This is a genomic window from Moorena sp. (assembly GCF_982860115.1).
This window is the reverse complement of the sequence record NZ_CEYLVT010000101.1, coordinates 1-25,800: the sequence shown is the minus strand read 5'-3', so window position 1 is coordinate 25,800 and position 25,800 is coordinate 1. Positions and strand designations below refer to the sequence as shown.

Below are 25,800 nucleotides of genomic sequence, written 5' to 3'. Positions count from 1 at the left end.
CCTACTCCCAGATCCGCTGTTCCCAGATCCGCTGTTCCCAGATCCGCTGTTCCCTTTGGTATAACAATTAACATGCCAGCAATTTTCCGAAGATGTTATCTAAAATTGAACCTGTCTCCGGCGGGAGAGTAGAACTGTAAACGTCCAACACCTAAATATAAACCATAGGGATTATTTCCAGGGGGGAAAGCTGTAACACCAAACAGATAGACACCACCCCATCGTGGGTTGCGAACAGGACGAAGCCCAACCGTAATGGTTTTTCCTGGGTTTACTGGTGGATCGAAGGTAACTGAAATTGTTTTGGTTGAGTCGTCTTTTGTTACCCTTCCCAGAGATAACGTCTGACCCCGGTCTTGGTAGGTTCCTTCAAATGCTGAGGATTTCTCGGGATAGAATCGAATCTTATATCCTCCTTGACGCTGATTAATGGTTAATCTTTGGAGTGGTTCACCAATATCCCCTGGTAAGTCCACGGTGAAATAGTATGTTCCTCCTCGCACATCAGCTTGATTAAACGTAGTTACTGCATCCAACAACCTAGGAGATTTCTCAAATGAAACTCTGCCATCCGCTAACTCAACGGCTTGGGTTAAGGGAGTATCCAAAATTACTAAGGATAAGACTAAGGCTATAGTAATTTTGAGAAAGTTTACCGAAAACAACAGGGGCGCACGGACGCTCAATCTTTTTAGAGCTGGCAGCAAGCGTGACACGGCGGTATATGAGGCTGTTTTTTCTTTGATTTCACCATCTAACATATTGACACTACTGATGATTCTTGTTATTGGATAATTCTAAGGTGAAAGGTTAGTAGGAAAAGCTTAATTGATCCGGTACAACTATGGCATCTGTCTGTAGGGAGGAAAATTCCGAAGGGAGCAAAGGTGGGGAAGCCATGGCACCATGCACAATGGCACAATCAAGTATTTAAAGTCAAACTAGTATTTATGATTTCCCCATCTCCCTTATCTTCCGATTTTATTTTGGGATGCATGCTATGTTTGTTTTGTCAAGCCATCAATTCTATCCACCTAGGCTCAATCCCCTATTAACCCGCATCTGTCAAAGCTTTTCTGATCTGATCGCCGATAATTTTTATCAACTGAAGTTAGTGGTTGAGTCTACGGACCTAGAAAAACTGGCTCGGTTGGAAGAGGAACGGGTGGTTTATCTCCCGAATCATCCTACCCTTGATGATGGGGTGGTTCTGTTTCTGTTATCAACTCGGTTAGGGCAACTCTTTCACTATGTTGTGGCTTACGAGAGTTTCCGGGGATGGAGCAAAAAATTTCTTCCCCTGATCGGAGCCTACTCGATTCGACGGGGTTTAGGCGATCGCGCCAGCATTGCCCAAACCCTAAAGTTACTGAAGCAACCGAATTGTGATTTGGTGATGTTCCCTGAAGGCGGCTGCTCTTATCAAAATGATACGGTTATGCCCTTCCGAACGGGAGCTATTCAACTGCCTCTACAGGCAATGAACCAAATGGTGAAACAGGGTGAACCTGTTCCTAATCTCTATTTAGTACCGGTAAGTCTGAAGTACCAGTACACTGATTCCATGAAACCGGTGATTGATCAGACCCTGTCCCGTCTAGAGAAGACTTTCAACATTAGTGCGATCGCACCAAACTTCTATGGGCGTTTACGGGCTGTGGCTGAGCAAGTTCTTCTTCGCTTGGAGACTCAATACGACCTTAATCTAGACCAAACCACTCAGATGGATTGGAACCAACGGATTAACCAGCTCAAAACTCATCTGCTGAGTGAGTGTGAACAGAAGCTAGCGCTAACACCAGCAGCCATGACACCAAGCCGAGAACGAGTGTATAAAATTCAGTCAGTCTTAAAATCCCGTGCTCAAGAGTTAGAACAGTTTGATGAAACCACTTATGAATCAATTTACCAAGCTACTATCCGCCTGCTGAACTTCGATGCAATTTACGATGGTTATGTTGCGGCTTCCCCTACCCCAGAGCGTTTTTTGGATACCCTGACTCGACTAGAGCGGGAAGTGTTTAAGTTTGATCGACCTTTGGTGAAAGGACACCGCAAAGCGATGCTCCGCATTGGAGACCCCATAAACCTCAAAGAGCATTTTGAGTCCTACAGAAAAAACCGAGCAGGAACAGTGGAGATGTTGACCCAACAACTACAACAGACAGTTCAAGAAAATTTATCGTAAGCTATCAGCTATCAGCTATCAGCTATCAGCTACAGGCCAATTCCTGAATGCTTAGATGGGCAAATCCCCAGACTTTAAATCCTGTAAAATCTCGAACTATTAAATTCTCCCGTGTGGGCATTGGCGCACGCTACGCGAACGATGTTTATTTTAAGGATTAGGCTGACGGCTGTTGGCGTAGCCTGCGCTTCGCGCATATGCTGACGGCTGTTGGCGTAGCCTGCGCTTCGCGCATATGCTTACAGTATTACTCAACTGGATTTGAGATTAGTCCTGACGATTAATTTAAAATTTGTTTGCAAAAATACTTTTTTTTGCAAAAATACTTCACACTTTTTGCAAAAACAATTGGTTAAGCTAAGAGCAGGATAGAAAGTAGAGGAAATTTTATGAACGCTGTTTTTGGCGTGGATTCACAGCAGAGCCGCTGGCGAACCATTGCCATGTTTGCTTTAGGGTTTTGGCTCAGTAGCAGTTTGGTTATAGACTTTGTGATCATGCCATGCATGTCTACAGCTGGCATGATGAGTCAGGCTAGTTTTGCTACAGCTGGCTATTCAATTTTCTGGACATTTAATCGTGTTGAGCTTTTGTGTGGCGCTTTAATATTAGCCAGCCTCCTAGTTCTGCGTGGTAATTCTAATCTTTATCATTACGTCAGACGCTGGTCTATTTTATTATCCCTGCTCATGGTAGGGATCGCAATCATTTATACCTACATCATGACACCCCAGATGAGCGCCATGGCTCTACAACTGAATCTTCTAGAGCCAGTGAGTGGCATGCCAGCAGGAATGGTGCAAATGCATGAAGGCTACTGGCTGCTAGAAGCAATCAAGTTGATGGCAGGGACTACACTACTTAACTGGTGCTATAAAGACTATCGTAGATTGGTGTGTTCGTAACTTGCTCCCACACTCCCCCTAACCCCAGGGCTGATTCATTCTCGTGGATCTTGTGGACATTATTGTCAGGTTAATCAGGTGAAAGGGAGGTGGGGTGGTAGAGGATCAATCCTCCACCGTTCTTTCTGAAGGCCACAATAGCCGTAATGCCATCAAAGCAAAGCCAATGGCTGCGATCGCTTTAAGTAGACGAGTAGGCAATAGATGAGCCACCCCTCCCCCAGCTACTACACCCAGAAAGCTAGCAAGTATCAGTGCCGCTATAGTTCCCAAAAACACAGTACGGGGGGAATTGAGACTACCACTGAGTGCGATCGCTGCAAATTGGCTTTTGTCTCCAATTTCAGCTAAAAATACCGTTAGGAAACTTAGTCCTAGTAATTGCCAATCCATCGTCTAATCACTCATTCATAACTAATTCAGTTTGATTGCGTCCCACAGAAGCATCACTGATATCAACAGTAAAAGTGTTCCGGCAGCAGTATCCATCATCTCAGGGGAGAAGCGCTTAGCCAGCCAATGACCAATAAGTACACCTAGCAAACTAGTAGATATCAGTGCTGCGGCAGCACCAACAAACACAATCCATGGAGACTGGGATTCGGCAGTGATGAGTAGTGTTGCCAATTGGGTCTTGTCGCCCATCTCGGCTAGAAAGATGGTTAGGAAGGTTGAACTGAAGATTCCCCATACAGCCATTTGGTTTGCTTTTAATGGCTGACTCTGGTCAGATTGAGTCACTGGAAAACTGCTCAAGATATAGTTACTCTATACAATTTACCAAAATTTGCATAACTTTACATAAATTCTGACGCTGTGATCACTCTCCAAATGTAAATTCTTAAAACAAGTTGAGATTTTTCTCCCCGAAAATTCTTATGATTGCTTTGATTGCTGATCAATTTATCAAATATGGGAGAAACTGCATTGATTAACTCAATTTTGTTAGCTGCTGTGGAAACCTCTGTTCCGGTGACCCCAGAGTGGAGTCCCACAGTGGGGATAGTAATGATTTTGTGTAATCTGTTTGCGATTACTGTTGGTCGCTTTGCGATCAAAAACCCCGGTCAAGGCCCAGCTTTACCTGGTGCCTCTGGACTGTTTGCCAATTTTGGTATCCCTGAACTGTTGGCAACTACTAGCCTCGGTCACATCCTAGGGGCTGGTGTCATCTTAGGTCTAGCCACTAGTGGTGTTTTGTAAGGTCTAAAAAAGGACTTGGCTCAGGGGGAAGAGAGGGGAGAGGGGGCAGTGGGAGAAGCCCCAAGTCATCGAAAATTATTTTTGACTTTTGATATTGTATTTGCTTCCCCTTCCCGATTCCCCTAGCAATTCTGGTTGAACTCGCTGCAAAAATAACACGACTGCCGCTGAAAACGACCCCTCGATCACCATTAGGGGAATATGGGCAACCATTAGCCCGTAAATTGCTGTCCGTTCTGCTGCCACATTAAAATTAGCAGGAATATTGGTAATGACTAGGACGAAGAATATTAGGGTCGCCACTCCCAAGCCAGCAGCACCGGCCAAGAAGCTGAAGATAGCAGTAACAATGCGATTGCCTTTACCAAATACCCGCCGCAATTGGAACAGGTGATAAGCCAAGATTGCTGATACTCCCATCATGGCTGCATTTATCCCGAGGGTGGAGAGTCCACCATGCTGGAACATAACTGCTTGAAAGAACAAACCAATCAGAATAGCAGGAACGGCATAATAACCTAAAATTGCCCCTAACAAGCCATTGAGGACGAAATGAACACTTGCGGGTGGGATGGGGAGGTGAATTGAGGATGCTACAAAAAAGGCAGCGGTTAGTAAGGATGCTCTGGGAATTGCCTCCTGGGGGTTTTGATGTTGATCAATTTGACGTAGGGCATACCAAGTCAGTCCTCCAGTAGCTGCATAACCAGCAAGACAGACAGAAGCAGGGAGAATACCATCAGGAATGTGCATTAGTTTTCCTCCCTAAGAAAAAGAGTGCTGTACCCACAAATCCCCAGACACCAGCAGCTGCCATCAGCATTCTCTGAACAGGGGTGTAACTAGGACTAGTTGATGAGATCATTAGGGAGTTATCTGCTGCTGATGACTGACCCGCTACAGCAGAATTCTCCTCACCAAGAGTAAGAGTAATCATGCCACCGTGACCAGCTTGGCGCACCTGAATTGTCCAATTTCCCTGCTGAGCGTAATCGGGAGCAAAGATAAACCTGCCGTTGGTGTCACTAGTCCCTGTCTGCCAAGGGGTGGTAGGATTATTGGGAGCATAAATAGTTACTTGGGCATTAGACATCGGTTTACCAGTGTCGTACTTAGCATTAATCTCAATGGCCTCGATAGTTTTAGATTCAAGCCTAGTGCCGTGAGCCTCAGCATTGACTGACCAACTCAAGACAGACACCAGGCTCAGTAGCATCAAACCTTTCCACTTCATCCTTAATTCTTGACTGTTGAGTGTTGACTGTTAAGCTAGCGTCCATTTAATTGGCATATTTTCTACTTAAGGCCTTTGGCCACGCTACGCGAACGGCAAAAGTCATCAATCCCTCTGACCCTCTGTCAATCTCCCACTCTCCCCCTCTTCAAGAGTCATGCAAAGCGCGATTGGTCAGAGCTGATCAGGTTTGATTTTTATAGCACTACCTCTCGATTTTTCCTTGTCTGGATAAGGACTCTAGGTTAAAAGACTCTGGGGTTTGGAGTAAGGGTGTTGGGTACGTCATGACCTGGAAATTGGCGTGGATTTACAGTGACCTTCACCGACATGACCTAGGTTAGGCAGAATGTCTTGAGTAAGCTGCTGATAGGTCCGAGCTGGGAGTGCTGATTGAAGCTGAGCCATTGTCACCTCTAGTTTGCCGTTCTTAGCGAGTGCAGCTAATGGCTCAAATCCGATCGCACCAGTGTTGAGGGGGTCATTAGCGGTCAAATCACTATCGCCAAAAATGTGATCGAAGTGGAAGGTAGCTTCTATGTCCGCTTCCCCATCCTTGGCTAGAATCCCTTTGCGCTGATCACCGACAAATTCACCACAGCGGTATTCAATCTCTTGGTCGAGTTTGATCACAAAATCAATGGTTTGTCCCTGCTTACTGGCTTTACCACCCATCACTAGGCTTTGATCCATTGCTGGACCAGTCTTGGCTTTGAGCATTTTCCAGGAAAGAGCATTGTAATGACCAGTTGGTGCATCAGCTATCTCAGCAATCAGAATTGGCTCGGCATCCTCTCCCCCCTCCGCTAAATCGATGGTTTTGGCATTGGGGAGGATAATTTTCTCTTGGACTGAGATTTCCTTTACTGTATCGGGGTTAAAGGGAGGGTTAGCTTGGTAAGCTGTGATGTCCGCTAGGTTGATGTAAACCTGATCGAAAGATATTTGCCAACTGTCTTTGGAAACAAAGCCCTGTCGGACAAAGTCTTCACCGTTAACCCGAAATTGCAGCTTGCCATTCCCTGCTGTAGGCTTAGTCTCGCTCTTGGGTTTACCTTCACCACAGCCTGAGAGGAAAATTACAGCTATAACCATTATATTTCCCCATATTTGCACCTTTTTGACCATGATTATGCGATCGCTTCTACCTTCGCTTCTACCTTATTTAGTATACAAAACTTAATAAAACTCAGTTTTGGGGTAATTTACAATGCCCCTCTCCCCCATCTGCCCACTGCCCACTGCCCCATCTGCCCACACTTTCCTATCTCCCCAGACTTTCCTTTCTGCCCACACTCCCCCCTCTCGACCCACACCCCCGCGCCCGGGATACATCACTATTTTCAGTAATTTAGCTGATGGTTTTAATACAAATGGCTGAGGTTTATTAAAAAAAAATAATATTATCCGTTGATTTTGATCAGTTTTTAGTTGAACTTCACAGAATCTTCCTCAAGATTAACATGATTTTTATATAAAAATCGCGGTTTTTTCTGTTATTTGTAGATCCAAGTAGCCTATCTAACGGTCATCAAAATAGTTCCTATAAATTCATGAATTGTTCATAAAGTTTAGCAGCCATAAAAAAAATATGTAGACTAATTTTAAACTAATCATGTAGACTAATTACTTAGCCAAATAACCCGTAAACAAAGCAATTAACACAGGTTAAATTATCAATTACTTTAGTTTGCTAATCAAAAATATAAGGTTTAAGTGGCAAACTATGACCGAGTCAACTTGAGGATGAAGCGATAATCAACAGACCCATTAGTTATGGCTATGTTAGGACATCAATTACGAGATAAATTACGAGCTGACCAAAAGGGTGCAGGTAGTACTACAGGGAGATATTTAACCCCATTTCAACAAAAAATTCTGCAAAAAAGTTTGGAATTGGATCTATCAGAAAAATACCGTCAGCGTATTCAAATTATGCTGCTGGCGGATCAGGGGAAATCTCAAGCTGAAATTGGGCAAGCCTTGGGCTGTTGCCCAGCGACAGCTAGGCATTGGATGCTGATGGCTCGGACTGGTCAAGCACTCAATTGGCAGGATAATCCAATTGGTCGCCCTAAGGCGGTTAATGAGCAATATCTTGAACGGTTGCAGGAACTGGTAAAACAGAGTCCTAGGGACTGTGGCTATTCATTTCGGCGCTGGACAGCTCATTGGTTGAGTCAGCATTTGGCTAAGGAATTGGGGGTTGAAATTACCCCTCGCCATGTGAATCGGTTGCTCAAAAAGATGGGATTGTCCACTCGACCGAGAAAATCCAGTAAGGCTCAGTCAAAGACGACAGAGAATGGGATGACTGGGGTTAGCATTATGATTCATGACTTGCAATCGGCTGTTCTCCCTGATTCTTCACCGATTATGCTCTCTTACACAAATAAGATAAGCTTGAGTACCAATGGTTAAAAGTTCATCTGCTCCAATGATTTCTCCTCAACAATTGAGCAAGACTCTGGGATATTCTCTGTCTCCATCAGAATTCCAGCGCGTCCTCAAACGATGTCAATTCAAAGAGCCTAAGGTGGGCAAGTTTTGGCACGCAGGAAATAGTAATGCCAATAGTAATGTCAATAGTAATCCAAATACTAATGCTGGGATCTATATCATTATCGCTGGTAAGGTGAGACTACTGGATGGGGCAGGTGAATTAATCACTACTTTGGAAACCGAGGAGTCTTTTGGGGAATTGACCTTGTTTCCAGAGGTTGACTTGGAGCCATATTTGGCTAGAGCTTCAGTGAATTTGAAGCTTTGCTTTATAACAGCGGATGTGGTGTTGGCTCTGATGGATCGCTATCCCCAAATCCGAGACCATTTGTGGAATAAGGCACGATTGCGAGACTCCCAGTGCCAAATGCGATCCTCTGAAAGAGCCGCTACCGGAACGCAAAATCCTGCCTCAGCTAACTCCCCCACTTCTGCTACTGCCCTCACCTCTGGATCCCCTAAAAAAACCAAGTCCCAGAAAAAAATCAAGAAAGCTTTCTTCCCCCATCCCGCTCAGCGTGTGGGACATTGGTTTCAACGAATCACTAGGCGCTATCCATTTTATGCTCAACAGAGTGCTAGCGATTGTGGTCCAGCTTGTTTGGTGATGGTGTCTCGCTACTGGGGCAAGCAGTTTAGTTTAAATCGCTTGCGGAAGTTGGCGAATGTCAACCGGGATGGCTCATCCCTGCGAGGATTGTGCTTTGCTGCCGAAAGTGTTGGCTTTTCCACTCGTCCGGTGCAAGCTAGTTTCGATGATTTGGTGAAGCAGAAGTTACCAGCAATTGCTCACTGGGAGGGGAAACATTTTATTGTTGTCTATGAGATTACTAAAACCCATGTGGTGGTATGTGACCCAGCTCTTGACCAACGCACCCTCACCCATCGGGAGTTTAATCAAGATTGGACTGGTTATGCCCTGCTACTGGAACCGACCCTAAAGTTTAAGGATACTAAGGCGTCCTCTACATCTATCTGGCAGTTCTTTGAGTTAATTAAGCCTCATTGGCTGATGCTGGTGGAAATCTTGATAGCGTCAATATTTCTCCAGCTGTTTGGATTGGTTACGCCCATCTTCACCCAGTTGATTCTAGACCGGGTGGTGGTGCAGCGCTCACAGGTCACCTTAACAACAGTAGTGCTGGGATTAGTGTTGTTTAGATTGTTTGGAGTGGCGATGTCAGGGTTGCGGCAGTATCTGATGGTTCACACGGCCAAAAGGATTGATTTGGCGCTGATAGTTGGGTTTATTCGCCATACCTTCCGATTGCCCTTGAGTTACTTTGAATCTCGTTATGTGGGAGATATCGTATCACGGGTGCAGGAAAACCGCAAGATTGAGCAATTCATGACCGGTCAGACCTTGTCGATTCTGCTGGATTTGCTGACTGTCTTTATCTATGGCGGCATGATGTTTTGGTACAACTCCCAGATGGCAATACTAGCCCTAGTGATCGTAGTACCGTTTTCGACCTTGGCATTGGTGAGCGGACCGTTTTTACGACGGATTTCTCGGGAAATTTTCTATGCCAGTACTAAACAAAATAGTTATTTGATTGAAGCTTTGTCTGGAGTAAGAACAGTGAAAGCTTCGGCAGTAGAACAAAGCGTTCGCTGGCATTGGGAGGAGTTGCTAAATAAATCGATCAAGATTGGGTTTTCTGGACATGTGTTTAGTACTCAGCTGCAAATGGTGAGTGGTACCCTAGAAGCGGTGACGAGTACGGGTTTACTATGGTTTGGGGCGTCGCTGGTGATTCAGGATCAGTTAACCATTGGACAGTTGGTAGCCTTTAATATGGTGCTAGGGAAATTTACCTCTCCGTTCCAACGCCTGACCGAGGTATGGAATAAGTTGCAAGAGGTATTAATTTCTGTGGAACGGATTAATGATGTCCTCGATGCTGAACCGGAGGAGGATTTACAAGAGCAAGAGAAGGCAACCTTAGGTCAACTCCAGGGTCATATTCAGTTTGAAAATGTCACGTTTCGCTATCACGATGACAGTGATACCAATGTGCTGGAAAATCTCAGTTTTGAGGTCAAGCCTGGGCAAATGGTAGCCCTAGTGGGACGCAGTGGTTCGGGGAAAACGACGATTTCTAAATTGGTTTTGGGGTTTTATCCTCCTACCGATGGTAAGGTGTTGATTGATGGATTGGATATTACGACGATAACGGTGCAATCCTTGCGATCGCAAATGGGAGTGGTAGACCAAGATACCTTCCTATTTGGGGGAACCATTCAGGAAAATATTAGCCTCAGTCATCCTTCCGCTGATTTAGAGCAGGTGATGAAAGCAGCCCAATTAGCAGGAGCTCATGAGTTTATTCAAGACTTGCCTATGGGCTATGACACTCAGATCGGGGAAGGGGGAGGAATGTTGTCCGGGGGACAACGACAACGGATTGCGATCGCACGAGCACTGATGGGCAATCCCAAATTATTGGTTTTAGATGAAGCTACCTCTCATTTAGATGCAGAATCAGAACGAATTATCCAGCGAAACTTAAATACAATTTTAAAAGGACGGACGACATTAGTCATTGCTCATCGGTTATCAACAATTCGCAATGCCGATTTAATTTTAGTAATGGATAGAGGAAGATTAATTGAGAGTGGAACTCATCAGGAGTTGATGGAAAAGCGAGGACATTTCTATTACCTAAACCAACAACAGGTCACAGTAACTCAGTAATTCCTGTGTGGAGAGTGTGAGGAGTGTGGAGAGATGGGGAGATGGGGAGATGGGGAGATGGGGAGATGGGGAGATGGGGAATTAGATTAGCAACGGTTGTGATTTTCCCGATTTGTCACTGGCTCCCCAAGACCGCCCTGCATCGCTACTCCCTGTTCGCTGTTCCCTGTTCCCTTTGCTATATAAAAAATGACAAATAATAAAGAAGAAATGACTAATTCATCGAATGGACGAACTGGGACTAAACTCCAAGATGCTAAACAGATTGAACAGGATTTAATGCCTCCTAAACTTCAGGATGCTAAACAGATTAAAATGCCTCCTAAACTCCAAGATGCTAAACAGATTCAGCAGAATTTAATGTCTCCAAAAGTAGAGAATTTAAATAAAGATGAATCAAGGGAGGATTGGTCTTTTGCTACAAAAGAACTTCTCGATAGTCTTCCCCAAGCTTGGACTAGAGGATTATTGTATTTATTGGTAATATTTATTAGTGTCCTTGTTCCTTGGGCAATGTTTTTTAAAATCGATGAAACTGGGAGTGCTAGGGGACGACTAGAACCCCAAGATAAGACCATTCGTTTAGATTCTCCTGTGATGGGAACTGTCGCTAAACTTTATGTTAAGGAAGGAGAATCCGTCAAAACTGGGCAGAATTTAGTTGAACTAGAATCAGATTTAGTCCACACTGAGCTTCAGCAGTCCTTGAAGCGATTGGAAGGTCAACAAAATCAGCTTAATCAGTTAAAACTGATGAAAAATCAGTTAGCGATCGCCCTTCAAACTCAGGAGCAACAAAATCAAGCCCAGAAGTTGGAGAAGTTGGCCCAGGTTGAACAAGTACGACAAACCTTAGCAGCCCTTAAAAAATCTTATAATTTACAAAAAACAGAACAATTAGCCCAGTTAAATCAGGCCAAGCAATTGCTAGAGCATAGTCAACTTGCTTATAATTTAATGGAAAATCGGATGGAAAATGCCAAGCGGGAGGTGGCACGGTTTAGAGATGCATTTAATGAGGGGATTGTTTCGGAAATTCAATTGGTAGACCGGGAAGATATGGCTCAAGATCGGCAACGGTTGTATGAACAAACCCGATCAGACTTCGAGCAAGCGAAGTTACGGTTAACGGAGCAAGAGAGTACCTATGAGCGCACCTTGCGCCAAACCGAAGCAGAGATTGAACAGGCGCAGTTGCGTCTACGGGAGCAAGAGAAAAGTTATCAGGGTTTAGTCAAAGCCGCGAAATTGGCTCTACTGCGCTCTGAGGATAATTTTAAAAATATGGAGGCAGAAATTTCTAAACTTGAAACTGATATTGCTCAGAATAGGAGTCAGATAGAGGGGTTAACGTTTCAGTTGTCTCAACGGGTAATAAAATCTCCGGTAAATGGGACTATATTTGATTTCCCGATTCCTGGTTCCGGTTCAGTGGTGCAGCCAGGAATGATGGTGGCGGAAATTGCCCCAGAGAATTCTTCCTTAAGTCTCAAAGCCCAGATGACAACACAGGAAAGTGGTTCCTTGAAAACTGGGCTACCAGTAAAGTTGAAGTTTGATGCTTATCCCTATCAAGATTATGGGGTGCTAGCAGGGGAAATTACCAGCATTTCTCCCACTACTGAAGAGGTGGATACCGCTCAGGGTAGGATAGCGGTGTATAACTTAAAAATTGCGCTGACAAAAGACTGCATTGACTCAGGAAATGAGTGTATTCCTTTGCGTCCAGGGGATACTGCATCTGCTGAAGTAATTGTTAGACGACGTCGGATTATTGATTTGATTATCGATCCGTTTAAGCAATTGCAGAAGGGGGGAATAGGACTTTAGCATTTGTATCTGGGTTGTAAACACACGAATTGCCTCTTGCCTCTTGCCTCTTATCGCACTACGCATCAAGGTCAGGACATTCCTAAACTCCGAAACTTAGTCATAGCTTACTTCTGACTTCTGACTTCTGACTTCTGACTTCTGACGCTAAGCGTAGCGCTATACCTGCTCCCTGCTCCCTTTGCGATATGATTTACCCAATCTTTATCAAAACCCACCATTTTTTTGGTCTAAGGGTAAGGTCATAACCCGTTACAAACAGGTAGCCAAGTGGGGTTGGGGTTAACTCCCTAAATTCTTTCGGTAATGAATATAATTTACTGAATCTTTATCAACAATTTTCCATTTTTATACTATGCTATAAAGCTAGAGAGGTTAGATTTTAATAATCTAAAATAAACTAATTTTATAACAATGGTTTTAAGGGTGTTACCAAATTAAAGTAATGAGGTAAACAGGATTTTTTTTATTCCATGTTACCTATTCAATGTTGCATTTTAACTATTGCATTTTTATAGCAATCCTCTGTTTACATTTCCACGAAAAAGGCTATATACTACCAATTATTAATAATCAGTAAGCCTTCAGCCTTGGCCTTTGGCCATCCTACGCGAATGGCTCACGCTGCGCAAATAGCTTTCCGTAACTCAGATTAAACGAATGCTTACCTCTTTTATTAAAAAGTTCCGTAGCTTACCGATAGCCCGCTGATAGCTTACACTAATCACTAATTACTAATTACTAATTACGGAGTAAATTATGTCTCAACCTATGGCAATTACCGAAACCGATCTGATTCAGGAACTGAAGCTATCTCGTCAAATGCCTGAAGTCGTAAAAAGGATTGTCAAACACAAAATTATCACGTCGGCGGTGGCAGATTTCGGAATTGAGACAACAGAAGAAGAATTACAGAAGGCGGCGGATAACTACCGGGTTCTGAATGACCTCCAGAGTTCCGATCAGACCTGGGAATGGCTGGGCTACCATCACTTGTCCTTAGAGGATTATCAGGAAATGATTCGCTACAACTTGCTATCCGGGAAGTTGGCGGAGCATCTGTTTGCGGATAAGGTAGAACCCTATTTCTATGAAAACCAGTTGGATTATGAAAAGGTGGTGATGTATCAAGTTCCCATAGATGATGATGATTTGGCAATGGAACTCTACTATGCTATTCAGGAAGGGGAAACCAGTTTTTTTGATGTGGCTCATCAACACATTGAGGATCAAGAGTTACGACGCACTTTGGGCTATAGCGGAATTTTGCAGCGCCAGGATATGAGACCGGAGGTGTCGGCTGTTGTGTTTGCAGCCACTCCCCCTCAGTTACTGAAACCGATTTTTGCTGCTCGTGTCATGCGTTTGATTTATGTGAAAGAGATTATTAAACCTGAGTTGGATCAAGGGTTGCGGACTCAAATTATGTCGGAGTTGTTTGAGGAGTGGTTGAAGTCGAGGATGGCAATGGAGCAGGTGACGATGACGTTTAACAAGGAAAAGGTGACGGTTTAATAAGGTTGTTCGCGTAGCGTGGCCTTTTGGCCAAGGTTATTTGGTTGTTCGCCCAAGGCGATTCGGTGTAGGGTAGGTTATTTGGTTGAATGTTGAATGTTGAAGGTTGTTCGCGTAGCGTGGCCTTTGGCCAAGGTTGGAGATTATTTGCTTGTTGGCCTTTGGCGTTCCCTTCGGGTAGGTTGAAAGTTATTTGGTTAACTAGAGGGTTAACTAGAGGGTTAACTAAATGCGTTCGCGTAGCGTGGCCTATGGCCAATCGCGTAGCGGCTCTTTCAGAGCATCGCGTTTGACTCATGACTGATGAATTATACCATCAGAAGTAGTCACCACTATAGTTGACGGTTAACGGTTAACGGTTGACGGTTGGTCAGATGCGTTCGCGTAGCGTGGCCTATGGCCAATCGCGTAGCGACTTTTTCAGAGCATCGGGTTTGAGTGATGAGTAATATCTTTACGATTTCGCACACTTTATTAAAATCTTGATTCAAGTTTTCAAATTTAATCAGGTAATCAAGATCACGTGGTAGAGGAGATTTGAAGGAAGTTTGTTTTTTTAGTATCAAAGATTTGCTGACTTGGCTTGAGGTTTGTGCTAGGCCGGTGTCCTGTTCAATGATTTAATGTCTTAAGGTTGTTTTTTCTCAAAATTTTAACTATTAAATAACAAAACAATGATGGCTAATTTTACAGGATCTAGTCCGTTAAACGACGATCCAATCAAAAAATATCACCTGGCAAAAAATGTTATTGTAGTCAACAGTCAAAATTCTCCTGATGTCTGGGATTACATTATTGATAATTTTATCAAAGATAGAGACAATACCAAAAATACTATTGGATTACATCATATAATCAATCCTTATTATTCTCCTAGAGAATTTGATATTCAAACTCAAACTAAAGCGTTAACATCCATCGAAAGAGCGAGACAACTATCCCAGTATTCAGAAACTATCAAAATTAGTGCCGTTTATGAACCTGGACAAGAATTACTGGTCGATAACTTTAAACCAGATTATCAAAGCTTTATTGACCGTAATGTCCTGGATATCAGAGACTTTGAAATTCCTTGTAAGTTACCCCTGGTATTCGATATCCTTGAAGCCGGAGTCAAGAATGCTAAACCCGATGACTTTATAGTATTTACAAACACAGACATAATTCTGGCTCCTTACTTCTACGATGCAGTCATAGATTTATTACAATCAGGCTTTGATGCTATAACCATTAATAGAAATACCCTATCTGAAAAACAGATTTTAATCGATTCATTAGCCATTAATATTGCAGAAAAGGGTAGATATCATCCAGGGTATGACTGTTTGATATTTAGTGTTAAAAGTTTAAAAAAATTTGTCACCAATCAAGCCTGTTTAGGACGCTCAGCAGTCATGCGCGGATTGCTGTATAATCTGGTTTATTTTTCTCATAAAATGTTAATGCTAAAAAAAATTAATTTAACGTTTCATATTGGAAATGAAGTGAGCTGGCGTACTCATAAATATAAAGACTATACTGATTTTAATTTTTCTGAATCTAAGCTAGTTTTAGAAAAATTACTCGATGATACAGACCAAGGCATTAATTTATTGGAATTTTGTAAAAATAATCCAGAGAGGTTCGTGTTTAAATTTATTCATGAATTAGGCAAAATTGGGCGTCAGGAATTAGCAAAAATTTGGTAACAAACCCTATAAGTCATAGGGGCGCACGCCATGCGCTCCTAATGGTATACTTACTAGGGTAAGCTGATGGGCATTTAAATTGGTTTTTCCCTGTTCCCTGTTCCCTGTTCCCTGTTCCCTTTGAGCAATTTAGGTATCCGAATCTAAATGCTGAACAGCTTATAGTTACTGTTTCAATTGATACTTGTTCTCCAAAGTCTGTTAATACGGATATCGTTATTAATTAGTTTGGCAAAGCTCGAATAGTAATTTTTATCTGGAATCCTCTGGTAAGACGATCTGGTTGAATAATTTAGCCAATAGTCAACAATACTTCCAACATCAAGGGCGATTCCCCCTAGATTTTTGATACTATTGCAGTAGATTTTCCCTAAAAACCCCGCAGCCACCAGAAATACCTCTCCTGGATAGGAGACAGTAATTTCCGAACAAAGTTTCTGAAAGTAGTAAGGATAATGAGGGTGATTTTGCTGGTCTTTGTAATTAAAAAGTTGCGAATACTTATATTCTGAAGGTATCTTATACAACCGTTTAACTGTCACGCCATATTTTTCTCTAAGAACTTGATGAATACCCTCATGACAGGAAATCACTGAACATTCGTTTAAGTGATTGAAAATTAATCGATAAAGTCCCCAGACTTCAAGATCGTGATGAATATTACACGAGGTCAGGGTTTTATGGCTCAATTTATAACTATCATGTTCATGATAAAATTTTGGGTCAATTAGGGTATTAATTATGGAGGTATAACCTCTTATACCTTGTCCATTATATTTTTGTAGCAACTTTTTTTCTAGGGAATGAGATCCTAATACTCTACAAAACCAAGATAAATTTGGAATTCCTATAATATCAGCATTTTTTATAGCTAAAACCAAGCGATCACTAAGTTTTTGACAGTCACCTTCACTGAGGGATAATTTCCCCCACCAAATTGTTTTAATAAACTGACGATCTCTGTTTTGAAACTCTTTGAATTTATCGTTATAACTTAAGAAATTACCTTCTCCATCCCCTAATCTAATTAATGATAAAGGACTTTTGTTTTTGATGTGATCTAAAATTTTAACAGTAAGTTCATAGGTCTCAAAGGGTGAGCAATAAGTATTTAAACATGAGAGCTTGCAATTGTTGGATAAATAGTTTATTTTTTTCAGAATTTCTCTAAAAAAACGATTATCACTGTCAAATTCTGAATGATCGTTTAAATAAGCGTTGATTCGATCCTGTAAGGATTGACGAGCTTCGTCTACCCAACTAGATAATGATGTTTTTGGAGCAAAATCTTTGAGCTTTTCCAGATTAGTAATTTTTTCTATGTCAAATAGACAATGAAGTTGACTTTTATAAACTTTGATCGAGTTACCAGCATCCCTGAGGGTTAAATCAGTCAAAAATTGATAGGCATCTTGATAATTACCTTGACTAACTAATAATTGAGAATAGTCTGAGATAAACGTCTCATCAAACTGGTCTTGAGTTGATCGAGTCTCCTGAAGATATTGCTTTAGTTCATCTATATTCTGATCACGGATCAGAAGCCTCAGATAACTTTTGTTAAACCGGTCAGATAGTGTCGATCCACTTCTGTTTTTGATTGTCTTTAGTATTCGTCGTGTTGCTGCAAATTCTCCCAGGTGTAAATGGTTGTCAGCCAGATCAAGTTGAATATCCATATTGTCCGGATAGTCTAGATTGGCTTGTTTCAGGATTTTTTGACCATCTTGATAGTTATATTGTCTTTGGTGTATTCTTGCTTCAGCAAGAGCAAATTGGGGATCTTGGGGAAACCGTAATTTTCCAGCTTTAACCACCTTTTGGGCTTCCTCAAACCAGGAAATTCTCAATAGTGCAGTGATTTTATTCAACAAAAACTGAGAGTCATTTGGAAAAAGGCTGATCGCTAAATCCAGTCTTTCAACAGCCAATTGCCACTGCTGAGAAGCCATCGCGACGAGAGCCAAACCTTCATATCCCTGGGGCTTAGCAGAGTATTTTTCTGCTATTTCTTGGAATACTGCCTCAGCCTCATCAAACTGTTTTAGGGTTATCAATGTATGCCCTTTGTAAAGTAAAGCCGGAACATGATCTGGGAACAAATCCAGTAATTTATCCCATTGTTCTAGTGCCAACTCCCACTGTTGGGAATCCATTGCTTCACGAGCTAAAGCTTCATACTTATTCATGAAATTCCTGGATAATTGATTAGTTCATGTAGTTAAGTTCATGTAGGTGGGCAGTGAATCATACAGATTCACCAAGCTTGCCAATGGCGTTGGTGGGTACTGCTCACCCTACAATTTATGACTTGCTTTGTGCCTCTTGTATGCAAGCCAATTCCTGCAATAAGTAAGTGTGTTTACAACCCAAATATAAACCCTATAAGCTGTTCAGCATTTAGATTAGAAGACCTAAATTACTCATAGGGAACAGGGAACGGGTAATAACCAATTTAAATGCACATCAGCTTCAAGACAATAAAGCTCCTTGAGCCACCCTTCGATCTGTATTAATTACTTTGGCAAAGCTCGAATAGTAATTTTTATCTGGAATCCTCTGGTGAGCCGATCTGGTTGAGTAATTTAGCCAATAGTCAACAATACTGCCAACATCAAGAGCGATCCCCCCTAGATTTTTGATACTATTGCAGTAGATTTTACCTAAAAACCCGGCAGCCACTAGAAATACTTCTCCTGGATAGGAGACAGTAATTTCTGAACAAATTTGCTCAAAGTAGTAAGGATAATGAGGGTGATTTTGCTGGTCTCTGTAATTAAAGAGTTGCGAATAGTTATATTCTGAAGGGATATGATGAAATCGTTTAACTGTCACGCCGTATTTTTCTGTAAGAACTTGACTAATACCCTCATGACAGGAAATCACTGAACATTCCGTTAAGTGATTAAAAATTAATCGATAAAGTCCCCAGACTTCAAGGTCTTGATGAATATAACATGAGGTCAGGGTTTTATGGCTCAATTGATAACTATCCTGTCCCTGATAAAAATTCGGGTCAATTAGGGTATTAATTATAGAAGTAAACGCTCTGCCAACTCGTCCACTCTCTTTTTCTAGCAACTGTTGTTGTATCGACTGACGACATACTAATAGACGAAACCTATAGAACTCGGGAATGCCTAGGATATCAGCATTTTTGATAGCTGCGATCAAGTCATTACTAAGTTTTGTACAGTCATCGTTACTTAGGGTGACATCTCCCCACCAAACTTGTTTGGCTAGGTCACGGTCTCTGTCTTGAAACTCTTTGAAATGTTGGTCATAGTTTAGAAACGTTCCTTCTCCATCACCTAATCTAATTAATGATAAAGGAATTTTGTTTTTGATGTGGTCTAAAATTTTAACAGTAAGTTCATAGGTCTCAAAGGGGGAGCAATAAGTATTTAAACATGAGAGTTGGCAAATGTTTGATAGATAGGTTAATTTTTCCAGAATTTCTCTCAAAAACCGATTATTACTGTCAAATTCTGACTGATGGCTTAGATAACCGTTTAGTCGCTCCTGTAAGGATTGCTCAGCTTGCTTTACCCAACTAGATAATGAGGGTTTTGGGTCAAAATTGCTGAGCTTTTCTAGATTAGTAATTTTTTCTAATTCAAATATACAATGAATTGTCGTTTTATCAACTTTGACCGAATTCCCAGAACTCCTGAGGGTTAAATCAGTCAAAAATTGATAGGCATCTTGATAATTTCCTTGACTAGCTAATAATTCGGAATAGTCTGATATAAACGTCTCATCAAACTGGTATTTACTTGATTTACTATCTTTAATATATTGCTTTAGTTGATCTATATTTTGATCACGGATCAGAAACTTTAGGTAACTTTTGTTAAACCGGTTAGATACTTTCGAGCCACTTCTGTCTTTGATTGTATCTAGTATTTGTCCTGTTGCTTCCAATTCCCCGAGCTGTAAAAAGTTGTCAGCCAGCTCAAGTTTAATTTCAATATTATCCGGATAGTCTAGATTCGCTTGTTCCAGGATGTTTTGAGCATCATGATAGTTATTTTGTATTTGGTATATTTTTGATTCAGCAAGAGCAAATTTGGGGTCTTGGGGAAACTGCAATTTTCCAGCTTTAACTACTTTGTGGGCTTCTTCAAACCAGAAAATTCTCAATAGTGCAGTGATTTTCTGGAATAGAAACTTAGAGTCATTGGGAAAAAGGCTGATCGCTAAATCAAGTCTTTCAAAAGCCAACTCCCACTGCAGAGATTCTATCGCGACCCGAACCAAACCTTTATATCCCTGGGGCTGAGTAGGGTATTTTTGTGAGATTTCCTGGAATACTGCCTCAGCGTCATCAAATCGTCTTAGCCCTATCAATATATTCCCTTTGCTAAGCAAAGCCGGAATGTGATCTGGCAAAAAATCCAGTAATTTATCCCATTTTTCTAGGGCCAACTCCCACTGTTGGGAATCCATTGCCTCACGAGCCAACGCTTCATACTTATTCATGATTAGTTCATGTAGTTAAGTTCATATAGGATGGGAAGTGTACCAGAGAGATTCATTTCCTGGCCAATCCTGTTGCTAGGCACTGCCCACCCTACGATTAATCTGGATTATTCCCTGTTCCCAGATCCGCTGTTCCCTGTACAATCACTCAATCCTCCTGTATCCACTGGATATGCTGAGGCAATAACGTAGCTAAATCATAGCGCTGTAAAATTGTTTCCCTGGCATTCTCCCGAATCCCAGCCATCTGGTCCCGATTATCCAGAGCTTCTTCCACCCGATCCGCAATGTCTTTTGGAGAGAAAAAGTCTACTAATAATCCATTCACCCTGTTTTCTATTACCTCGATCACCGGAGCAGTATTAGAGGCAACCACCAAACACCCAGTAGCCATTGACTCTAGCATCGACCAAGACAAAACAAAGGGATAGGTCAGATAAATATGGACAGAGGAAGCTTGCAGGACTTTCAGATATTCTGAGTAGGGCAGGAAGCCAGTAAAGTGGACTCTATCTAAATCCAGAGGCACCTTTTCCAACATGAATTCCTTGTAGGTTTTGCCATCTGGTAGAAGTTTCCCATAGGCAACCCGATTGTCCCCCACCACTACCACATGACACCTTGGTCGTCGCTGCTGGAGAATCCCCACCGCTGCCATAAATTGGGGAAAACCCCGCATTGGTTCCATCCCCCGTGCGACATAGGTGACCAGTTCCTCAACCTCGGACAGGTCTAAATCGATCCGAGGCAGAACTAATTTTGCTCCAGGTTTGGGTTTAAAGAACTCGGTGTCAATGCCATCATGACGGACAGTGATTTTGCTATGGAACTCCGGTGGAAACCGTTGATGCTGATAGTGGGTGGGAGACAATCCGCGATCGCAACTGATTAAGCTCATTAACATTGAGGCATTTTTAGTCCGAATCCGGGTTATATCGTCATAGGTCACAGGCTTAGAGGGATCAAAGTCAAAATTTGACCCACGGGCATGGTAAAACCACTCCGAGTAGCACAGCAGTTTTGCTTGGGGAAAAACATCTTTGATATATAGCGTCGAACCCCAACCGGAATGACCATAAACCACATCAGGAACAAATCCCTCAGACTTTAGCCGGGTACATAGGTGATAGACTGCTTGACCCTCATGGATATGTGTTTCTAGGTCATGAAGGTAGTAGTGACTTTTTGCGTTCACTGTCTTCACAGCTTCGTAGATGGCTTTGGAAACCTTGGGCAATTTCCCTGGTATGCGCTGAGTGCCAAAGACAACCTGATTAGTATCATCTTGGGCTAATGCCTTAGCGAGGTGGGAAAATTGGGCGAAGGTGTTGGGATGGAGGAATAGAATACGCATCTTAAGTAGACATCTCCAATAATCTGTAATTCAGTCACAGCAATCAAACTAAGCGGGTCAACAACTGATTTAAAATTGAGCCATAGGAACGATTTAATGAGGTTTTGGAGTTGATGTAGGGTGGGCAATGCACCAGACAGATTCATGTGGTAACCAATGCCATTGCTAGGCACTGCCCACCAAAGATTAATCTATTCAGTTAATGTAGTTAACTTGAGCTCGGTGGGCAGTGTATCAGAAAGATTCCAAAGCTTCTGATAGGTTTGGTAAGCACTGCCCACCCTAAAATTAATCTCAATCCTGAATCTTTTTAAGTTAATGTATAAACTCAAAAATATACCCGCTTTTGGACAGCTTAATGTAGCTAAATTTTAAATAAATTTTAGCTTTAATAATTACTATAATATTCGCTATAATTAAATACTTTATAGTTAACAAATAACCATAGTACAGCGGTTTGCAATTCAGTGAGGTACAAAATTCTGGGTTTTTAGGGAGCAGGGAGCAGGCAGCAGGCAGCAGGCAGCAGGCAGCAGGCAGCAGGAACCCACCCCTAACCCCTCCCAAGAGGGGAAAAGATGGAAGAGGTAAAACAATCCTGTGTACCTGATAGTTATGCAAACCGCCGTATATAAAAAAATATAAAAAAATATAAAAAATAGTCTAAAAAACAGTGGTTGTATTTTACTTTTAACCAGAAATAATACGGGTCATAATCCTACAGCAGAGGGAAAATAAACACACCCTTCAAAAGGATTAACGTTTGACCTTTTAATTCCTGCCATTGTAGCTTTAATAATAGCAAGTTTGATAGTGTTAACAAGTAGTGCTTTTAGCGCCCTTTACCTTGACTAGACCCTAGCCAAATCAATACATCTTTACCACTACCAATCTTCGGGACAATCATCCATTGATGAATGGTCTGGTTCAGATTCAACCTGGTCCCGTTTCTCAAAGCCAACGGTAAGCTCAAGATTTCCACTAAAGAGAGGTCCAGTTTCATTGGGCTCTATAATACCATTATTGTTGAGGTCGATGGATAGTTGACCGATGGTAACTGGTATTTTAACAGTAAGTTGTGCCCTAAAGATGGGTTTCAACCTGAAGCCACCGATGATGTGACCCATCATTTCGGCATCCTTCAGTTCAGTCAAGCCGGTTTCCCGAGAAACTTTTAGGTCAGAAATAGTGATCATAGTTAGTAAATCTCGAATTGGTATGCTTAATTAATCAGAGGTCAATAGTTCTTACCCCTGATTCGATTTAGCCCGAGTATAGGGCTCTATAAATCCCTCACCAGCTACCATCAGAAATCATTGGTATTCAATAAATTCATCCTTTATACCTGATACTTCATACTTACAAGTAGCGAATGCTATTCTGCACAAAACCTGTAATACCTCTGGTTAAAATTAGTAGTAAACTTCCACAGTAAAGTGGTTAACTCTTAATTTATACCAGAGGTATTAGGAGACTATTAGTGTTAGTATTTCCCCCTCAATCCCCCAATATTGGGGGATTTTAGTGAGTAGTGCCCCTAGATTTGGTAGGGGGGCGAAACTAACTCAACGTCCTAATTAATCATCGTCCTCAAAACCGAACTCGAGTTCAATGATTCCACTGAAGATCGGTAAGGTTTCACCGTCCTCTACAGTACCATCACCATCTACGTCGATGCCAAAAACACCGAATCGAACTCCTCTTGACTGCTTTAAGTTTACCTTGAAGATGGGCTTGAAGAAGCGACCACCGATGATGTTAGCCATCATTTCGGAATCATTCAGTTCAGTTAAGCAAGTTTCGCGAGAAACATTAAGGTCATCAATAGTAATCATTGTTAGTAAATCTCCTGGAATTTAGCTTTAGTTTGTGTTTGGTTTGAGGTTTGTTGTTTCCTCATCACATTTACATCCTAGGTGTTTTTTTTTAGGGATGCAAGGGGTTTTTAAAAGGGTTAGGGACATTAAAAATGCATTGTGTCTTTTAGGGATTAGTCATTGAATAGTTGTGATTTTTCCTTGGTATGCCATCCTTTTGCATGGAATTATGTGTGATTATTATTCAATGATGGAAATGGCTAGTTAGGGAAATTCGGGACATAATTATTGCTGTTTTTTCTTTTGTTCTTTTATTTGTTTTGGAATAAAAAGAATGAAGGGGTCTTTGGGGAGTAGGGAGTCGGGAGTGGGGAATCGGGAATCGGGAGTCGGGAGTGGGGAGATGGGGAGATGGGGCGGGGGCGTGGGAAGACTCACAGGGGTAGGTTTTTAACAAAGACATGAGTCTGGGGTGACCGGGTGTGGTGTGACGGGAAGGGATGCAGCGCTACTCCCTACTGTTTTCTATATGCTGGGGTTTGTGATACTGATCAGGTAGATTTAATTTTCCCCACCCCGACTGGGATCTCCGGACTGTTTGATAGATGCGTACACGAAAGTAATTCTGAAATAGTCCAGTCAAATTTCCCCACCCCAATTCCCGATTCCCGATTCCTTCGGTGCGCTTTCCGTAGGCGAATGAAATTCGCCACGGGTCGCACCGCTCCCGACTCCCGAGTGCTGGTGAAATACTCCAGTGAATTTTCCCGGCATTGGTGAATTTTCGGATCAACATCAGTGGAGTGGGCATCAGGCGTGGAACTGGCATCTTGCCAGTTTCCTCCTTATTTTCGGGCGGGCAGGATGCCCACTCTACTCCTATTCAGGGCGAAGATTCAGCAACGCCAAATACTCTAGTGAAATTTCCCCACCCCGACTGGGATCTCCCGACTGTTTGATATAGCACTACCCATTCAGATATTTGACATTGTCTTGATGCAAAGCGCGAGTGGGGGAAACCCCCAAGACCGCGCTGCCTCCCCAAGACCGCGCTGCATCGCTCCTAAACTCCAAAACTTAGTCATAGCTGACTTCAGACTTCAGACTTCAGACTTCAGACTTCAGACTTCTGACTTCAGACTTCAGACTTGCGCGTAGCGCTATATTTATGCGTTCGCGTAGCGGCTCTTTCAGAGCATCGCGTCTGTAATCGTGATCAGCTCCAATCAATTTTCCCCACCCCGATTCCCGATTCCCGATTACCGATTACCGACTCCCGATTCTCGACTATCTAATTTATTAGTAATTCAACATTTCGTTAAAAGTCAAAATATTAAGTTATTTAACTTATTTGCAAATTTAATTGACATGAACGTCGTGAAAGTATACAATAAATATATTGCAATTTTCAGCAAAAGGAAACGAATCATTATGGATCAAAATTTCCTCCCCAACCCTGGTGATAATCCCAACCAGCCTAGTGTGCCTAACCCCTCTGGTGAGGGACAGCGACGACGGGAACAAATCAAACATATCTTAATTGGTTCTCCCCAAGCTGTTCGGAACACAATTTCTACACTTTATGCCCTTGGTTACGGGCAGGTGAATGATTGGAGCACACCTCAACCTACTGAAAATCCTGGAGAGGTGATCAGTATTTTGATTCGATATGTGCTCCTAGATTAAGCTAGATTAAGATAGTAATTTGCCAGGGATTTCAATCCCTGGCTAAAACAAAACCTCAAGTGTCAAGGATAATGTAGTGTGTTTTGGATTCTGACAATTGACCGGCTAAGTAAAGCACAACTAAGATGATTCGGTGGTGTTACTAGTGGCTTGAGGTGCAGCTAAGCTGTGAAGGGTTGAAAATTGCAATAAAAAATGCGGTCAAGGATTGGCGTTAACCAAAACTTGACCGCATTTTTTTTTAAGGGAAGCGGCGGTAAAAACTGAAGTCGGTTCCTCTAAACTGCCTGATGTATGGGTGGTGACGGAGAAACAAATTGCTGAATATAGCGGTTTCCAACCTAATCAGGTACACAGGATTTTTTCCGACTTCCGACTTCCGACTTCCGACTTCCGACTTCTTTGCTCCCTGCTCCCTAAAAACCTCACCTAATTGAAAATCGCTATATCAGGTAAACCTTAAGCAAAAACTCCCCCCTTAACGAAATTGGGGGGAGTAATCTTTATGCACTAATTATCCAGTGCCTTTATGAGCTAGTTACCGCCGAAAAGTCAATGTGATTCTCGGAGTGAAAGTCACATTACGACGGATATTAAAGAACCGCCGCCCCCGGAATAACCGGAAGAATGGGAAGAAGAATAAACCACCGTTGATTTGGTCCATCGCCACATCTGTATGGTTGAGCTCAGTCAAAAAG

At 42.2% G+C, this 25,800-nt stretch carries 26 protein-coding genes; 11 read left to right on the top strand and 15 right to left on the bottom strand.

Features of this window, described 5'->3' with window-relative positions:
• Positions 1 to 95 precede the first annotated feature (95 nt).
• Positions 96 to 761 (bottom strand): DUF2808 domain-containing protein, encoded by a 666-nt coding sequence (locus AC4II3_RS17895; protein WP_488013231.1) that lies wholly within the window; start codon positions 759 to 761, stop codon positions 96 to 98.
• A gap of 239 nt (positions 762 to 1,000) precedes the next feature.
• Here AC4II3_RS17895 and AC4II3_RS17890 point away from each other — a divergent pair, with 239 nt between their 5' ends.
• Both AC4II3_RS17890 and AC4II3_RS17885 read left to right on the top strand, forming a co-directional pair.
• Positions 1,001 to 2,188: a 1-acyl-sn-glycerol-3-phosphate acyltransferase gene (locus AC4II3_RS17890; RefSeq protein ID WP_488013233.1), complete on the top strand. Its 1,188-nt coding sequence runs from the start codon at positions 1,001 to 1,003 to the stop codon at positions 2,186 to 2,188.
• A 389-nt stretch (positions 2,189 to 2,577) separates the two neighbouring features.
• Positions 2,578 to 3,093 (top strand): DUF4149 domain-containing protein, encoded by a 516-nt coding sequence (locus AC4II3_RS17885; RefSeq protein ID WP_293023662.1) that lies wholly within the window; start codon positions 2,578 to 2,580, stop codon positions 3,091 to 3,093.
• 105 nt (positions 3,094 to 3,198) lie between these two features.
• Here AC4II3_RS17885 and AC4II3_RS17880 read toward each other — a convergent pair whose 3' ends face one another.
• Entirely contained in the window at positions 3,199 to 3,486 is a 288-nt protein-coding gene (locus tag AC4II3_RS17880; protein ID WP_293072326.1) for a TMEM165/GDT1 family protein, read from the bottom strand.
• A 21-nt stretch (positions 3,487 to 3,507) separates the two neighbouring features.
• A complete protein-coding gene (locus AC4II3_RS17875; RefSeq protein ID WP_488013236.1) occupies positions 3,508 to 3,834 on the bottom strand; it encodes a TMEM165/GDT1 family protein in 327 nt (108 codons plus the stop codon).
• 171 nt (positions 3,835 to 4,005) lie between these two features.
• Here AC4II3_RS17875 and psaK point away from each other — a divergent pair, with 171 nt between their 5' ends.
• Positions 4,006 to 4,296 carry a photosystem I reaction center subunit PsaK gene (psaK, locus tag AC4II3_RS17870; protein ID WP_008179213.1) on the top strand — a complete coding sequence of 97 codons (291 nt, stop codon included), beginning with the start codon at positions 4,006 to 4,008 and terminating at the stop codon, positions 4,294 to 4,296.
• Between the two features lie 75 nt (positions 4,297 to 4,371).
• On the opposite strand, the gene cbiM is transcribed toward psaK, so the two are convergent.
• The 4 genes from cbiM to AC4II3_RS17850 all read right to left on the bottom strand — a co-directional run bounded on the left by cbiM (position 4,372) and on the right by AC4II3_RS17850 (position 6,865).
• A complete protein-coding gene (cbiM, locus tag AC4II3_RS17865) occupies positions 4,372 to 5,049 on the bottom strand; it encodes a cobalt transporter CbiM (RefSeq protein ID WP_488013238.1) in 678 nt (225 codons plus the stop codon).
• Positions 5,036 to 5,530: a carboxypeptidase regulatory-like domain-containing protein gene (locus AC4II3_RS17860; protein ID WP_488013240.1), complete on the bottom strand. Its 495-nt coding sequence runs from the start codon at positions 5,528 to 5,530 to the stop codon at positions 5,036 to 5,038. The genes cbiM and AC4II3_RS17860 overlap by 14 nt, the downstream gene beginning before the upstream one ends.
• A 285-nt stretch (positions 5,531 to 5,815) precedes the next feature.
• Positions 5,816 to 6,625, bottom strand: coding sequence for a DUF4382 domain-containing protein (locus AC4II3_RS17855; protein ID WP_488013242.1), 810 nt, complete (start codon positions 6,623 to 6,625; stop codon positions 5,816 to 5,818).
• Positions 6,626 to 6,709: 84 nt separating this feature from the next.
• Positions 6,710 to 6,865: a hypothetical protein gene (locus AC4II3_RS17850; protein WP_488013244.1), complete on the bottom strand. Its 156-nt coding sequence runs from the start codon at positions 6,863 to 6,865 to the stop codon at positions 6,710 to 6,712.
• 441 nt (positions 6,866 to 7,306) lie between these two features.
• Between AC4II3_RS17850 and AC4II3_RS17845 the strand changes: the two genes are divergently transcribed.
• The 5 genes from AC4II3_RS17845 (at position 7,307) to AC4II3_RS17825 (ending at position 14,075) form a co-directional block, all read left to right on the top strand.
• The gene (locus AC4II3_RS17845) at positions 7,307 to 7,951 is read left to right on the top strand and encodes a helix-turn-helix domain-containing protein (RefSeq protein ID WP_488013246.1); all 645 of its coding nucleotides are present in this window, start codon (positions 7,307 to 7,309) and stop codon (positions 7,949 to 7,951) included.
• Positions 7,944 to 10,730, top strand: a complete 2,787-nt coding sequence (locus AC4II3_RS17840; protein ID WP_488013248.1) for a peptidase domain-containing ABC transporter — start codon at positions 7,944 to 7,946, stop codon at positions 10,728 to 10,730. The genes AC4II3_RS17845 and AC4II3_RS17840 overlap by 8 nt, the downstream gene beginning before the upstream one ends.
• Positions 10,731 to 10,771: 41 nt before the next feature.
• Positions 10,772 to 10,930, top strand: a complete 159-nt coding sequence (locus tag AC4II3_RS17835; protein ID WP_488013250.1) for a hypothetical protein — start codon at positions 10,772 to 10,774, stop codon at positions 10,928 to 10,930.
• Positions 10,920 to 12,560 carry a beta-barrel domain-containing protein gene (locus AC4II3_RS17830; protein ID WP_488029393.1) on the top strand — a complete coding sequence of 547 codons (1,641 nt, stop codon included), beginning with the start codon at positions 10,920 to 10,922 and terminating at the stop codon, positions 12,558 to 12,560. The genes AC4II3_RS17835 and AC4II3_RS17830 overlap by 11 nt, the downstream gene beginning before the upstream one ends.
• A 759-nt stretch (positions 12,561 to 13,319) precedes the next feature.
• A complete protein-coding gene (locus AC4II3_RS17825) occupies positions 13,320 to 14,075 on the top strand; it encodes a peptidylprolyl isomerase (protein WP_488012837.1) in 756 nt (251 codons plus the stop codon).
• Here the strand turns inward: AC4II3_RS17825 and AC4II3_RS17820 are convergent.
• Positions 14,050 to 14,373: a hypothetical protein gene (locus tag AC4II3_RS17820; protein WP_488012839.1), complete on the bottom strand. Its 324-nt coding sequence runs from the start codon at positions 14,371 to 14,373 to the stop codon at positions 14,050 to 14,052. The two genes, AC4II3_RS17825 and AC4II3_RS17820, sit on opposite strands and share 26 nt — an antisense overlap.
• A 376-nt stretch (positions 14,374 to 14,749) precedes the next feature.
• Here AC4II3_RS17820 and AC4II3_RS17815 point away from each other — a divergent pair, with 376 nt between their 5' ends.
• The gene (locus AC4II3_RS17815) at positions 14,750 to 15,763 is read left to right on the top strand and encodes a hypothetical protein (protein ID WP_488012843.1); all 1,014 of its coding nucleotides are present in this window, start codon (positions 14,750 to 14,752) and stop codon (positions 15,761 to 15,763) included.
• A gap of 173 nt (positions 15,764 to 15,936) precedes the next feature.
• On the opposite strand, the gene AC4II3_RS17810 is transcribed toward AC4II3_RS17815, so the two are convergent.
• The 7 genes from AC4II3_RS17810 to AC4II3_RS17780 form a co-directional block, all read right to left on the bottom strand.
• The gene (locus AC4II3_RS17810; RefSeq protein ID WP_488012845.1) at positions 15,937 to 17,952 is read right to left on the bottom strand and encodes a tetratricopeptide repeat protein; all 2,016 of its coding nucleotides are present in this window, start codon (positions 17,950 to 17,952) and stop codon (positions 15,937 to 15,939) included.
• A 283-nt stretch (positions 17,953 to 18,235) separates the two neighbouring features.
• Positions 18,236 to 20,245: a tetratricopeptide repeat protein gene (locus AC4II3_RS17805; RefSeq protein WP_488012847.1), complete on the bottom strand. Its 2,010-nt coding sequence runs from the start codon at positions 20,243 to 20,245 to the stop codon at positions 18,236 to 18,238.
• A 148-nt stretch (positions 20,246 to 20,393) separates the two neighbouring features.
• A complete protein-coding gene (locus AC4II3_RS17800; protein WP_488012849.1) occupies positions 20,394 to 21,599 on the bottom strand; it encodes a glycosyltransferase family 4 protein in 1,206 nt (401 codons plus the stop codon).
• An 884-nt stretch (positions 21,600 to 22,483) separates the two neighbouring features.
• Positions 22,484 to 22,795: a hypothetical protein gene (locus tag AC4II3_RS17795; RefSeq protein ID WP_488012851.1), complete on the bottom strand. Its 312-nt coding sequence runs from the start codon at positions 22,793 to 22,795 to the stop codon at positions 22,484 to 22,486.
• Between the two features lie 381 nt (positions 22,796 to 23,176).
• The gene (locus AC4II3_RS17790) at positions 23,177 to 23,434 is read right to left on the bottom strand and encodes a hypothetical protein (RefSeq protein WP_488012853.1); all 258 of its coding nucleotides are present in this window, start codon (positions 23,432 to 23,434) and stop codon (positions 23,177 to 23,179) included.
• A gap of 267 nt (positions 23,435 to 23,701) precedes the next feature.
• Positions 23,702 to 23,854, bottom strand: a complete 153-nt coding sequence (locus AC4II3_RS17785; protein WP_488012855.1) for a hypothetical protein — start codon at positions 23,852 to 23,854, stop codon at positions 23,702 to 23,704.
• Between the two features lie 70 nt (positions 23,855 to 23,924).
• Positions 23,925 to 24,245 carry a hypothetical protein gene (locus AC4II3_RS17780; protein WP_488012857.1) on the bottom strand — a complete coding sequence of 107 codons (321 nt, stop codon included), beginning with the start codon at positions 24,243 to 24,245 and terminating at the stop codon, positions 23,925 to 23,927.
• 319 nt (positions 24,246 to 24,564) lie between these two features.
• Between AC4II3_RS17780 and AC4II3_RS17775 the strand changes: the two genes are divergently transcribed.
• Both AC4II3_RS17775 and AC4II3_RS17770 read left to right on the top strand, forming a co-directional pair.
• Positions 24,565 to 24,711, top strand: coding sequence for a hypothetical protein (locus tag AC4II3_RS17775; protein ID WP_490722853.1), 147 nt, complete (start codon positions 24,565 to 24,567; stop codon positions 24,709 to 24,711).
• Between the two features lie 136 nt (positions 24,712 to 24,847).
• Positions 24,848 to 25,102, top strand: a complete 255-nt coding sequence (locus tag AC4II3_RS17770) for a hypothetical protein (protein WP_490722852.1) — start codon at positions 24,848 to 24,850, stop codon at positions 25,100 to 25,102.
• Positions 25,103 to 25,800 lie beyond the last annotated feature (698 nt).